Origin of the sequence: Lysinibacillus sp. ZYM-1 (assembly GCF_001308875.1) — a bacterium.
Taxonomy (GTDB): domain Bacteria; phylum Bacillota; class Bacilli; order Bacillales_A; family Planococcaceae; genus Lysinibacillus.
The window spans coordinates 19,606-32,859 of the sequence record NZ_KQ465130.1 but is presented as its reverse complement, the minus strand read 5'-3'; the positions used below and the strand labels follow the sequence as shown (position 1 = coordinate 32,859).

Genomic DNA, 13,254 nt, shown 5'->3' with positions numbered 1-13,254 from the left:
TACGTTGTATTTAAATAGTAAGGGTTGCTAAAACTTGATGATTTGACACCCCAAAAAAATAAAAATATAATTGTCATGACAACTATAATCACGACGATTATAAGATGGAGGCAGAAAATTGGAATTAGAAAAATATATTGGTGTTAATGTGCAGCGAGCTGCGCTTAAACTGAATAACTACTATCAAAAGGTAGTGAATCCGTTTGATATAACAGTGGATCAGTGGGAAATTCTAGTTGTCTTGTGGGAAAAAGAAGGAATTACTCAAAAGGAACTTGCTGATAGACTGCACAAGGACCAAACAAATGTTGCACGAATGCTATTCAAACTGGAGAAAAAAGGATTTATTTATCGCGTAGTCCATGAAACGGATAGAAGGTCATTGCGTGTTTATATTACGCCTAAAGGACGAGGTATTAAAGATGAAATACTTGCTCCGTCTATCGAAGCATATAATAATACCATCAAAGGTTTATCAGAAGAGGAAGTTGAAACCTTTAGAAGAATTCTTACTGTAATGTATAACAACGTAAAAGATTTATAAGCAAAAGAAGAACATTTCTACACATTTTTTCTATAAAGAATCCTCTGAGAACGAACGCTTTTTACACATGTCTTGGATCCGATTCAAGTGATTCTCCTCAAATTAATGGGGAGAATCAAAATTGGAAGCCACAGTTAAGATTAACGGGTCATATACTTGCTGCGGCAATTATTGTTATGACTATTATAAAAAAAGGAGTGCTTCATGATGAAAATTTCCCAAAAAGAAGAAGGGGTATTTGATGCCAAATATAGAGCTTTGACGATAGGAATCATTCTTGCCGTAACTATTGTTGCGTTTGAAGGATTAGCAATTGTCACAATTGCTCCGAGCTTGGCTCAAAAATTGAATGGGCTTCACTTATATGGTTGGATATTTAGCTCATTTTTGTTGGCACAAATTCTAGGAACGATGATTATGGGGCAGCGAATCAACAAACATGGTGTTTTTGCATCGTTTGGCCTATCGATTTTATTTTTTGTGATCGGCATCGTGATTGCTGCTACTGCCTTGAACATGTTTATGCTAATTATAGGGAGAGTGTTTCAAGGGTTTGGTGCAGGGGCGGTCATTACGTGCGTGTATTACAGTATTACTTTAGGTTATCCTGATAACCTGAGAACGAAAATTCTTGCTTTGTTTTCCAGCGCATATATATTGCCTGCATTAATTGGTCCATATATTGCTGGATTTATTGCAGAGCATCTATCCTGGAGAATTGTTTTTTGGCTGGTGCTGCCTTTCATTGCTTTGGCTGTAGTGCTGACGCTTCCTGCATTCCGCAGATTAACAGTTAGGAGGGATACTGCCTCTAAAAATAGCCGAAAAGAAGGCTATGCTGTACTCTTGGCTATAGGAACAGGGCTGTTGCTTGTAGGGCTAAGCTTTATAACCCAATGGAAAGGAATGATACTTTCGGTAACAGGATTGATTATCATGATTCAGCCTATACGAAAGCTGCTGCCGGAAGGTACCCTAAGTGCTAGGAGAGGATTGCCTGCTACGATTGCCTCTAGAGGTTTCTTTGTTGCTTCGTATAATGCGACCGAAAGTTATGTAGTCTTGGCTTTGACAGATGTGAAAATGCTTCCTGCAGATTTGGCGGGCTTAATTGTTGCCGCAGGTGCAATAAGCTGGTCAACTGCTGCTTGGCTACAATCAAAGCTTGATGTGAAAGACAATGGAAATGGCCGAAAGAACAGGGTATCGGTCGGTATTGGGTTTATGATCATTGGAGTTGCTATGGTAATGCTTGCTGTGGGTCTTCCAGAGGGAGGAATCATATTTGCTGTAATGTCACAGCTTTTTACTGGATTTGGTATCGGTTTGGCACATCCTACCACTGGAGCGATTGCGTTGAAAAACGCTAAAGCCGGTGAAGAAGGAGATATATCTGCCAGCCTCCAGTTTACTGATGCATTTGGTCCTAGTTTAAGCATAGGGCTTGGCGGAGCGCTCATTGGTGTTAGTCAGTCGTTGAATTTTGGGTTGTTGACGGGGATTCTTTTGGCATTGTTTCTTCAATTGCTTTTCGTATTGATAAGCTTTATTATATCCTTCCGCATCAAACAAGCCAGATTTTCTGAGGGGAATTAATCTTCAGGTTACATTATGGGCAGTATATAGTGATTTTTCCAGAAAAGCATTGGTGGGAAGATTTTATAAAAAAATACATTTGACGTTTCGTACTATTTTTCGTATTATAATTGAAGAAAAGAATGCCCGGACTTGAACGGGAGAGGTTCATAGCTGATACCCTCTATAAAAAACTATGGAAACATGACAATATGCCATGTCCATATCGGACGTGGCTTTTTTTTATGTTTATACGTATGTTTTAATAGATTAATTGGTGAAGCCTCTCTTGAGAAGTGTTGGGAAACATTCTACAAGGAGGTTTTTTTATGTCTGGTCGAAGCCATGAAGAAGGATTGAAGGATTTAACATTATTAGGTAACCAAGGTACGAAGTATTCATATGATTATGCACCTGAAGTATTGGAGGCAGTAGATAATCTTCATTCCAATCGAGATTATTTCGTTAAGTTTAATTGTCCAGAGTTCACTAGTTTATGCCCGCTTACAAATCAGCCTGATTTTGCAACGATGTATATCTCATATATCCCGGATAAAAAAATTGTTGAGAGTAAATCACTAAAATTGTATTTATTCAGTTTTAGAAATCACGGCGATTTCCATGAAGATTGCGTTAATATCATTATGAATGATTTAATCACATTACTTGACCCAAGATATATTGAGGTTTGGGGGAAATTTACTCCACGTGGGGGTATCTCGATCGATCCATGGTGTAACTATGGGAAGCCAGGAACTAAATACGAAGAAATAGCAAACTATCGTTTAATGAACCACGATCTGAATCCAGAAAAAATTGATAATCGATAAATGTGGAATTGAATCGTCCTATCAAGAAAGAGGTTTTTAGCTACCCTCTTAAAAAAACTAAGAAGAAAGCAGCACTTTTTCTTAGAGTGCTGTTTTTTTCAATATAAGGGAGTTTTTATAAATGAAGCAGGAAAAAGCAATTGTTGTGTTTAGTGGAGGTCAAGACAGTACAACCTGTTTGTTCTGGGCAAAAGAACGTTTTGAAGAGATTGAGGCAGTAACCTTTGATTATGGTCAAAGGCATCATCTTGAAATTGAATGTGCGAAGGTGATAGCAGGGGAGCTTGGTATCAAGCATCACATTCTTGATATGTCACTCCTGAATCAGCTTGCTCCGAATGCATTGACACGACAAGACATTGAGGTAGAAGACGGAGAAAATGGTGAGCTTCCTTCAACTTTTGTACCTGGCCGAAATCTTCTCTTTCTTTCATTTGCGGGCGTTTTAGCGAGCCAAGTAGGCGCTAAGCATATTGTTACTGGCGTTTGTGAAACGGATTTTAGTGGATATCCAGATTGCCGAGATGTTTTTATTAAATCCTTGAATGTAACGTTAAATTTATCGATGGATGATTCCTTTGTGATTGACACACCGTTGATGTGGCTGAATAAGGCACAAACATGGGAGCTTGCTGATCAATTTAGGGCACTTGAATTTGTTCGGGAAAGAACATTGACTTGCTATAACGGTGTAATTGCAGATGGCTGTGGTGAATGCCCAGCTTGTAAACTGCGAAAAAAAGGACTTGATGAGTATATGAGTTACAGGAAGGAGTCTTAAGGCATGTCTGATTTTAGAATCGTCGATAAGCTCCAAAAAATAGATGAAGATATTCAAAGAAATCAATTGAACTATCATGCAAAGCGTGTTCTCGTAAGCAAAGAATTTACCTTCGATGCTGCCCATCATTTACATAATTATGAGGGGAAATGTAAAAACCTACACGGTCATACCTATCGAGTAGTCTTAGGACTGAGTGGATACACAGATGAACGCGGTTTGATGATTGATTTTGGCGATATAAAAGGAATATGGAAACAAAAATTAGAGATTCATTTGGATCACCGTTATTTAAATGAAACGCTTCCACCCATGAATACGACTGCAGAGAATATTGTTGTTTGGATATACGAAAAGTTGACAGAGGCCTTGCTCGATGAACCAAGTTATAACGGTGCGTGTGTTGAGTTTATCAGGCTATATGAAACTCCGACAAGCTATGCAGAAGCAAGACGGGAGTGGATGGAAGTTGAGTAAGGTACCCATTATCGAGATTTTTGGTCCAACGATTCAAGGAGAGGGAATGGTAGTTGGACAGAAGACGATGTTTGTGAGAACTGCTGGCTGCGATTATTCCTGTTCTTGGTGTGATTCATCGTTTACATGGGATGGCAGTGGAAAGCACCTTATTGTCCAAATGACAGCGGAAGAGATTTGGTCTGAGTTGAAACGTCTTGGAGGCAGTGGCTTTTCATTTGTCACGATTTCAGGCGGCAATCCTGCACTCTATCCAAATTTGGAAGAGCTCATTGCAATTTTAAAAGAAAACGACATAAAGATCGGGGTGGAAACACAGGGAAGTAGGTGGCAAAAATGGATGTATGAGATTGATGAACTGACAATTTCACCCAAGCCCCCTAGTTCTGGAATGACCACAGACTATTCGGTGCTCTCTGCTATTTTCGAAAAACTTAAAAATCGAAATAGTAAACAGCATATATCGCTTAAAATAGTCGTTTTTAATCAAGAGGATTACGATTATGCTAAACAAATTCACCATCGATATCCAATGATTCCTTTTTATCTCCAAGTCGGTAATGATGAGCTCACGACGATTGATAATTCACGATTAATTAAATATTTATTAGATAAATATCATGAGCTGATTGCTAGAGTGATTGAGGATGAGGAATTAAGAGATGTCAAAGTACTGCCACAGTTGCATGCTCTTGTTTGGGGAAATAAAAGAGGTGTCTAGTGTGCCATTACAAATATTGTCTTTAAATTTATATGAGGAGTAATTGTATGAGAATATTATTTTATTTATTATCTATTGTCATCGCTAATGTGGTTACAGCAGCATTTGCGCCATTACAGTTTGGTATGTTTATAGTTCCGATGGGGACTCTTTTAATTGGGGCGACCTTTATTTTTCGGGACCTTGTGCAAAATAAATATGGTAGAGCAAAGACGTATGTATTTATTGTTACAGCTTTAATTATATCAGCGGTGGTGTCATTCATACTGGGAGATACACTTTTGATTGTGGTAGCGTCGGCATTATCATTTGTTGTTGCTGAAACGGCTGATACAGAAATCTATACGCGATTGAAATTACCAATGGCTTGGCGTGTACTCTACAGTGGAATTGTTGGAGGATTTCTGGATTCTGCGATTTTCGTAGTAATTGGCTTGAGTCCACTTGGAGCCAATATATTGCCTTGGGAAGCGGTACCAGCCGCCATTTTTGGACAAATAATTGTGAAGACGATTATTCAAATGTTCGGTGCACTAATTTTAAGTCAAGTTTTAGCAATGAAAGAAAAACGTCTTGTTACAGGATAATTCTGTGAAATAGCCATCCTTCCAATGATGAAGACCATTTTTATGTATGAGGTAATATTTCAAATATGTTGATTAGGGAGAATCTGTATGGTTTTATCGATATTTATTAGACTTCCTATAAAAGTTCAATTTAGGTTATTTTTTTAGATTGTTGTAGATGGCTACTCGACTCCTATGGGAAAAGCGAGTAGCCTGCTGTATTAATAGTCTCTTACAGGCTTGTTAATGGCATCTATATGCTTGATACGGTTGTTGTTAGCAAAATCTGTATAAAATATTGCTTCTCTCTGCTGTGTATTTTCCATTTTTTCACCAATTTAAATGCTACTATGTTATGATTTCTTTAGATAGCATTTTAGGTTAGTAAGAAAAGACAGGAGGATTCACGTTGTGAGTAAGTTTAATAATGGGGATATTATTTTTAGTTTATTTTCAATTTTCGGGTTGTTATTTTACATAGTTCCGATTATTTTTGTCATTTGGTTTGCTATTACTACTACTAAGCACTTAAAAATGCAAACGAAATTATTAGAAGACATCAAAGAAAGATTAAAACAATAACAATGGCTACTATCACTTCTATTAATTAGCCAATCATGTATCAACAAAGGGACTTGTGCGAAAATTTACACCAAGTCCTTTTGTTTTCTCCATTACCTTTGTAGCTCAGATTAGATAACTGTGAACTTTACTCTTTTTCAACAATCCCAAGTCGGTACTCCAACTAAGAGCTTGTAACGGTTTGATGGTTCATATTTCAGCATTTATAAATAGAAAAAATAATCCCCAAAAACTGATTATCTATTCAGCTAACGGCAGGTTAGTTCAACAAAAGTTCGGGAATCAAAACATTAGAAAGAGATTGAAAGGGGTTATTACTAAATGAATCATAACTTTATTGAAAACATTCAATCGTGTTATTCTGACCTTTCCATTGAAGACTTGTATCCTAATGAAATTGGACAGAATAATGATGTATTAATTGTAAATAAAACTTTGGTTTTTAGATTCCCAAAATATAAAAATGGAATAATTCAATTAAGAAGAGAGACAGAAATTTTGAAATACATTAAAGGTATCATCTCCATTCCTATTCCAAATCCAATTTATCAGTCGTTTGAAGAGGTAGAACCAGGTAAGGTCTTCACTGGCTATAACCTAATAGAAGGTGTTCCTTTGTGGAAGGAAAGTTTAGCAGGTGTTAAGAGTGTTGAATTGGTTAAAGGATTGACAAAACAACTTGTTTCTTTTCTTATAGAACTTCATTCTATTTCAGGTGAAAAGGCAAGACGAGATTTGAATCTAAAGGTTTGTAACCCTCGTGAAGAGATGTATAACCTGTATGATAAGATTCAAAATAAATTATTTCCTTTTATCAGGAAAGAAGCACAAAAGGAAATATCGCAATCTTTTGAAACGTTCCTAAAAGGGGAGGCATTCTCAAATTTAGAACTAACACTTATACACGGAGATTTCGGAGCATCTAATATCTTGTGGAACCCAGAAACAAGTATGATTTCAGGAATAATAGACTTTGGTGGTTCGGGTTTAGGAGATCCGGCATATGACTTTGCTGGTATACTTTCTAGCTATGGTCAAGATTTTTTTGATATGTGTATTAATCTATACCCTAACGGTAATGAAATATCAGAACGAGTTAAATTTTATAAAAGTACATTTGCTTTACAAGAAGCATTGCATGGGATTGAGAATGAAGATAGACAGGCTTTTGAAGATGGAATTAAAGATTACAGATAGATTTTTTGTTCAACTAGCGAGGGCAATTGTACGTTAAAGCTGGTATGAATTATAGAGTTAAACAAACAGGATAGTTGAAGAAGGACTTTGAATAAATCAATTAAACAATATAAAGAGGAATAATATGAAACACTTTCAAATTGTAAAAGAAGTAATTGATGATTGGGATCCAAAGCAATTTTTACATTATACACCTGACGATGAATATGACCCAGAAATAAGGCTGATTGTAGACCTATTACCAACAGCAACTTCCGTTGAAAAATTAGCTGTTGTGATACATGAGGTCTTTGTAAAAATGTTTTCGATTGATGAAGTATATTCGATAAATAATTGTTATCCAAGTGCGTTAAAAATTTGGGACAAAATCAATAACAGTTAATTTACAAAAAATGTATTGAACCAAATAATAATATAAAGGCAACAGATTGCAAGAGTTTAAAATCGGCTTCCGAAGTTAATGTTTGCTTTTTTATTGAGCTACCGCAACAGTTTAGTGGAACAAGATCTACATGATGAAGGATCGCTTATTCATAGGCTTAGCGAAAATGCTTAAACTAGTGATGGCAATAGTCGAAGAAAAATTAAAAGGATTCCTAGACCAAAAAAAGAATATATATTTATTGGAAGTTTACTAGGTATTACTTGAAAATAGGGGGGATTAAATTGGAAGAATTAAAAAAGGAGTACGCCTTAGGATACACAATGCTACGGGAAGCCATCGAAGGACTAACCGAGGAGGAGCTTCGTTTTAAGCCTGCGCCAGACAAATGGAGCATTCATCAAATCCTCATACATGTAACGGATTCTGAGATCTCGTCCACATCTAGGTTAAAAAAAGTCTTGGCGGAGGATGAGCCACTTCTGATTTCATTTGACCAAAATGCATGGGCTAATAACTTGAGTTATGATTTGTTGGACCGTGAGCAGCATTTGCTTCTTTTTAAATTGCTACGTTCCAGTATACAGCCTATTCTAGACAATCTCACTAGTGAACAAAGTAAGCGAGTGGGGGTGTATATCGATCAGGCCCAGTTCACATTTAAGCAATTGCTGGAATTTCGAGTGAAACATGTCCGCGACCACCTTGATCAAATTGAACGGGTAAAGAATTCATATCAAGAGAATCAAATCTAAATACACAAACAGGGTGCTTTTGCGTTACATATGCAGCTTTTTTCTTTATCGAACTATCGGGTCAGTTAGGTGAAGAAGAGCTGCTTTCTATATTCTTCCAGGAATAGATCTGTAATTAGATGATTGTTGGAGGGTGTGTTTCAATTCTTACTGTTAGTAGGCTAAAACATCCCTATGACTACTATCCTCATCCTCTCATCTTCACTGTACAAGTATCTTGTAAGGATTAAGGTAGGAATTGTACTGGACTTATTTTATATTGCTTACTTAGTCAATCATCATTTGAAATATGAAATACATATAAATTCTTTTAGAAAAAAACTAGGATTTCGTCATACAAAAGAAGATAGAACTTTGTTTTTAAATTTTGTTAAATAGTTCTTGAATTTGTTTTCCAATTCCATTATATTAAAAGAGACTGAAAGGTATCTTTTTGGAGGTTTAAATGAAAAAAGGTGAATTAACAAGGCGTAATATTATTCGAATATCTGCTTCGATTTTTAACAAAAAAGGTTACATGACAACAACAATGAGTGACATTATTCAGGAAACAAATATTCAAAAAGGGGGGATATATCGACATTTTAAGGATAAAGAGCAGCTGATGGTTGAGTCATTTCATTTTTCTACTGAAATCATGCAAAATCATTTAAAGACGAGTATTTCACAACACGAAAATGCAAAGGACAAATTAATCGCATTTGTGGAGGCCTTTTTACAATTAAGTGCAGGAAAACCGATAGTAGGTGGATGCCCTATTTTTAACGCAGCTATCGAAATGGATGATTTAGAAGGGAGTACGTTACTGCCAGCGATTAATGAAGCAATGGATATGATGATAATGTGGATAAAGAAAATTATAGAAGATGGCATTAAGCATCTGGAGTTGAAGCAGTCGATTCAGCCATATGATACTGCGATATATATTGTGTCAACACTTGAAGGTGGACTTGTATTAGATCGATTAAAGAATGATGGGCAATTAACAAAAATCCTATTAAATAATTTGAGGCAATATATTTCAATGATTGCTACCGAGCGGCAATAAAGCCGTCTTTTTTTAACATCAAAAAGAGACTGATTGGTATCTTTTTTGAAGGGAGTTATTATGAAATATTTCTTATTCGTTGTGTGCATAGCTATTATTTTATTTCTAAGGAGATATATCATTCTTCATATCTTTACACCGAAAATGAAAGAGGATAAAAAGTACCCGAATACCACTTATGAAAACGTTGAAATAGAACTTGACACTGGGATAATTCGAGGATGGCTTATAAAAAGTGAACAGGCAAGAGGTTGCTTTCTACTGATTCATGGGTGGAACTCTAATAAATCAGATATGTTACGGTATGTCGATCCCTTATTAGCTAGCGGTTATGACGTATTAATTGTGGATGTTCTTGGTCATGGGCAAAGTGAGTCCATACAAAAACAAGTAAGTATTGCATCATTTGTGCAAAGTATAACAGCAACGATTGATTATGTATGGGAGAGACCTGATATTAATAGTAATGCAATCTATGTTCTAGGACATTCAATGGGTGGAATTGCTGCAAGTATTGTAAATTCCTTTGATTTGAGGTTACGGGCGCTTATTACCGATTCAATGCCTACATCATTAAAAAGTATTAGCAATTCAATGGCTGGAAAAGTAACAATACCTTATATTCCTTTTGGTTGGCTATTTATTAGTTGGTTTTTATTACGAGGAGGTGTTTTTCTAAGAGCTAGAAGAGAGTGGTGTCTAGAAACAATATTAAAAAACCAAGTGTCCCCAGCTCTTGCCATACACTCTATTCAAGATAAAAAAGTGCCGATTTCAAATGTGGAAGTCCTCATAAATGATAGTAACTTTAAACAGGTAATTAAAGTTGCAACAAAAGGTCACCATAATTGTGTAAAAGATAAATTTTTTTGGGAAAATGTTTTGCGTTTTATAACAAGTATTGAGAGGGGAAATGATAGATGAAGAATATTGATACGCTTGTGATTGGTGCAGGTCCAGGAGGATATGTAGCGGCTATTCGAGCTACTCAAATGAAGCAAAGCGTTACAATTGTAGAGAGAGAGTTTATAGGAGGAGTTTGCTCAAATGTTGGCTGTATCCCATCAAAAGTACTGATTTCAGTTGGCCACCGTTTTGAGCAAGCAAAGCATTCAGAAGATATGGGTGTTGTTACACAAGAGGTAAAACTTGACTGGACAAAAGTACAAGAGTTCAAAAAAGGTGTAGTTTCTAAATTAGTAGGCGGTGTGGAAGGACTACTAAAGGGGAACAAGATCGACATTGTGAAAGGTGAAGCATACTTTTTAGATGCAAACACAGTGCGTGTAATCGATGGTGATAACGCACAAACATTTACATTCAAAAATGCTATTCTTGCGACTGGTTCTCGACCAGTTGAAATTCCAACATTCAAATTCACTGAACGTGTAATCAACTCCACTGATGCTCTCTCTTTACCAGCAGTGCCAGAAAAATTAGTTGTTATTGGTGGAGGTTATATCGGAACAGAGCTAGGATCTGCTTACGCTAACTTAGGTTCACAAGTAACAATCATTGAAGGTGGTAAAGACATCTTAGCTGGATTTGAAAAGCAAATGACACAAGTTGTGAAAAAAGGCTTAAAATTAAAAGGCGTGGAAGTTGTTGTAGGCGCATCAGCTAAAGGCGTGGAAGAACATGAAAACGGCGTCATTGTAACGTATGAAGCAGACGGAGCAGAAAAAACAGTTGAAGCTAATTATGTATTAGTCACTGTAGGTCGTCAACCTAATACCGATGAAATGGGCCTTGAAGCGGTGGGCATTGATTTTGCAGAACGAGGTTTGCTAAAAGTGGACAAACAATGTCGTACTTCAGTACCAAACATCTATGCCATAGGTGATATCGTATCCGGTCCACAACTTGCACATAAAGCATCCTACGAAGGCAAAGTAGCTGCAGAAGCAATCGCTGGCGAAAAATCAATCGTTGATTATTTAGCAATACCAGCTGTATGCTTCACAGATCCAGAGCTCGCAACTGTTGGTTACAATGAGGAGCAAGCAAAAGCAGCAGGTATTGATGTGAAAGTAGCGCGATTCCCATTCGTAGTAAATGGCCGTTCATTAACTTTAAACGCAACAGAAGGTTTTATGAAACTTATTGTACGAAAAAGAGATGGGGTATTAATCGGTGCTCAAATCGTAGGAACGGGTGCATCTGATATGATTGCAGAAATGAGTCTTGCGATCGAAGCGGGTATGACTGCAGAAGATATTGCATTAACAATTCATGCTCACCCAACTTTAGGTGAGATTGCAATGGAAGCTGCTGAGGTAATTATGGGCAGGCCAGTTCATGTTATGAAAGTATAATGGATAGACTTCGAATACCTACTATTAAATAATTTTATAACCTCTTAGCGTTCTTGAAGGACTAAAAAATCATCATTGAACAACGCAGTGAAATAAAATGATCAAGACATAATTGCTGTCTTGGTCATTTTTGATATCTTTTGTTGTAAAGTGCAATTTTTATTTAAAATTGGTACATTCATAGAAATCATATTTTTTATAAATAACGTATAACTTAAAACTTTTAAAAAAAACATAGCGTTAAAGAACACAATATTTTTAGGTAGTTTGTTCAGAAATTGTAGAGGATGCCATGATATTCTATGAATGAACACGCATACTAAAAAAAACTAGGTACTCCAATGAGGGGAGCCTAGTTTTTTAATGAAAAAAGGAAGGGCCACTTGGGATGGAGTAACCCTCGTAACAATTTCGGAGGTGTAAGGCTAATTTAGCTTTACACTATTAAGTATATGATGGATTCAATAGGGTTATATAGTTAATTGCCTGAGATATAATAAAAAGAAACTCATAAATAGTTTAAGTAATCAATTGAAAATTGTAGGATAGAAATGGTAAAATTGAAATATCTTTAGGTAAAAGGGGGAGAAGGCTTATGAAAAAAAGATCTATACGTTTTTTAAGCATGGGCATTGGATTCTCCACTGCTGTTTTTTTCTAAAATAGATTTCAAGGGAGAAGTCTGCCCTTTTTTAGAAAAATAAGAACCTAAAGGAGATTCTATATGAAATCAAAACTAGTGCGTAAAAATCCAATGCAGGCACCAAAACCTGTTGGGAAATATAGTCATGTAACAATTATTCCAAAAGATGCTACCATGTATGCTCTTTCCGGACAAATTGGTATTGGTTATGACGATCAATTACCACAAACATTATTGGAGCAAATTACAAATACATTTACTAACATTGAAACAATTTTAGCGACAGAGGGAATAGATGCCAACCATATTGTAAAGGTCAATATTTGGGCTACGGAGGAAATTGATTGGGATCATTTCTACCTGCAATGGGAAGCGATGTTTGGTGATTCCTATCCATCTATGACCATTGCCTATGTGTCGGCTCTAGGTCTACCAGAAATTAAAATAGAGCTTGATATTTGGGCTGCTAAATAACATAAAAAAATCGACAATATCATCGGGATATTGTCGATTTTTTATGAACATGGCTTATTTAACGAAACATCTTTTTTAACTGCTTCATTTCATAATTTAAATCGTCAATTTGCTTTTGTAGTTTGTCAATATCATTATTTTTACTTTCATTTTCCCTCAATTCATCCTCCAAAGCAAGACCAGCTGCAATGGTCGCTAATGCATCACCAAGAGTTGAAATGGCTCCGGCAATAACTGCCAGCTTAGCCGCTTGACCGACTGTTTCAGTTCCTTCACTATTCCGATAGCCCTTGTTATTTTTCATAAAATCCTCCCTACAAAAAAGGGTATTATTTGCATAGTATGCATGATATAGGGGACAGGT

At 36.3% G+C, this 13,254-nt stretch carries 16 protein-coding genes and 1 riboswitch; of the genes, 15 read left to right on the top strand and 1 reads right to left on the bottom strand.

The features are described from left to right. Window positions 1-118: 118 nt before the first annotated feature. The 15 genes from AO843_RS17775 (at window position 119) to AO843_RS17705 (ending at window position 12,890) form a co-directional block, all read left to right on the top strand. Window positions 119-544 (top strand): MarR family winged helix-turn-helix transcriptional regulator, encoded by a 426-nt coding sequence (locus tag AO843_RS17775; RefSeq protein WP_054612429.1) that lies wholly within the window; start codon window positions 119-121, stop codon window positions 542-544. A gap of 207 nt (window positions 545-751) precedes the next feature. Continuing rightward, window positions 752-2,140: an MFS transporter gene (locus tag AO843_RS17770; protein ID WP_054612428.1), complete on the top strand. Its 1,389-nt coding sequence runs from the start codon at window positions 752-754 to the stop codon at window positions 2,138-2,140. Window positions 2,141-2,276: 136 nt separating this feature from the next. Further along, a riboswitch (PreQ1 riboswitch) is annotated at window positions 2,277-2,323 on the top strand. A 125-nt stretch (window positions 2,324-2,448) separates the two neighbouring features. Beyond that, entirely contained in the window at window positions 2,449-2,949 is a 501-nt protein-coding gene (gene queF, locus AO843_RS17765) for a preQ(1) synthase (protein WP_054612427.1), read from the top strand. Window positions 2,950-3,070: 121 nt separating this feature from the next. Then, the gene (gene queC / locus AO843_RS17760; protein ID WP_054612426.1) at window positions 3,071-3,730 is read left to right on the top strand and encodes a 7-cyano-7-deazaguanine synthase QueC; all 660 of its coding nucleotides are present in this window, start codon (window positions 3,071-3,073) and stop codon (window positions 3,728-3,730) included. 3 nt (window positions 3,731-3,733) lie between these two features. Continuing rightward, window positions 3,734-4,207 (top strand): 6-carboxytetrahydropterin synthase QueD, encoded by a 474-nt coding sequence (gene queD, locus AO843_RS17755; protein ID WP_054612425.1) that lies wholly within the window; start codon window positions 3,734-3,736, stop codon window positions 4,205-4,207. Continuing rightward, window positions 4,200-4,928, top strand: coding sequence for a 7-carboxy-7-deazaguanine synthase QueE (gene queE, locus AO843_RS17750; protein ID WP_054612424.1), 729 nt, complete (start codon window positions 4,200-4,202; stop codon window positions 4,926-4,928). Before queD ends, queE begins: the two co-directional genes overlap by 8 nt. Before the next feature lie 47 nt (window positions 4,929-4,975). Continuing rightward, on the top strand, window positions 4,976-5,515 hold the full coding sequence (locus tag AO843_RS17745) for a VUT family protein (protein ID WP_054612423.1): 540 nt from the start codon (window positions 4,976-4,978) through the stop codon (window positions 5,513-5,515). A 390-nt stretch (window positions 5,516-5,905) separates the two neighbouring features. Next, window positions 5,906-6,076, top strand: a complete 171-nt coding sequence (locus tag AO843_RS17740) for a hypothetical protein (RefSeq protein ID WP_231630194.1) — start codon at window positions 5,906-5,908, stop codon at window positions 6,074-6,076. Between the two features lie 321 nt (window positions 6,077-6,397). Next, on the top strand, window positions 6,398-7,273 hold the full coding sequence (locus tag AO843_RS17735; RefSeq protein ID WP_054612421.1) for a phosphotransferase family protein: 876 nt from the start codon (window positions 6,398-6,400) through the stop codon (window positions 7,271-7,273). A gap of 124 nt (window positions 7,274-7,397) precedes the next feature. Next, window positions 7,398-7,655, top strand: coding sequence for a DUF1871 family protein (locus AO843_RS17730; RefSeq protein WP_054612420.1), 258 nt, complete (start codon window positions 7,398-7,400; stop codon window positions 7,653-7,655). Window positions 7,656-7,939: 284 nt separating this feature from the next. Continuing rightward, the gene (locus tag AO843_RS17725; protein WP_054612419.1) at window positions 7,940-8,410 is read left to right on the top strand and encodes a DinB family protein; all 471 of its coding nucleotides are present in this window, start codon (window positions 7,940-7,942) and stop codon (window positions 8,408-8,410) included. Between the two features lie 445 nt (window positions 8,411-8,855). Beyond that, complete coding sequence (locus AO843_RS17720) at window positions 8,856-9,458, top strand: TetR/AcrR family transcriptional regulator (protein ID WP_054612418.1); 603 nt, start codon at window positions 8,856-8,858, stop codon at window positions 9,456-9,458. 60 nt (window positions 9,459-9,518) lie between these two features. Further along, window positions 9,519-10,382: an alpha/beta hydrolase gene (locus AO843_RS17715; protein WP_082389517.1), complete on the top strand. Its 864-nt coding sequence runs from the start codon at window positions 9,519-9,521 to the stop codon at window positions 10,380-10,382. Beyond that, entirely contained in the window at window positions 10,379-11,773 is a 1,395-nt protein-coding gene (lpdA, locus tag AO843_RS17710) for a dihydrolipoyl dehydrogenase (protein WP_054612416.1), read from the top strand. Before AO843_RS17715 ends, lpdA begins: the two co-directional genes overlap by 4 nt. A gap of 724 nt (window positions 11,774-12,497) precedes the next feature. Next, window positions 12,498-12,890, top strand: coding sequence for a RidA family protein (locus tag AO843_RS17705; protein WP_054612415.1), 393 nt, complete (start codon window positions 12,498-12,500; stop codon window positions 12,888-12,890). A gap of 58 nt (window positions 12,891-12,948) precedes the next feature. On the opposite strand, the gene AO843_RS17700 is transcribed toward AO843_RS17705, so the two are convergent. Continuing rightward, window positions 12,949-13,194, bottom strand: coding sequence for a hypothetical protein (locus AO843_RS17700; RefSeq protein WP_054612414.1), 246 nt, complete (start codon window positions 13,192-13,194; stop codon window positions 12,949-12,951). Between the last annotated feature and the right edge of the window lie 60 nt (window positions 13,195-13,254).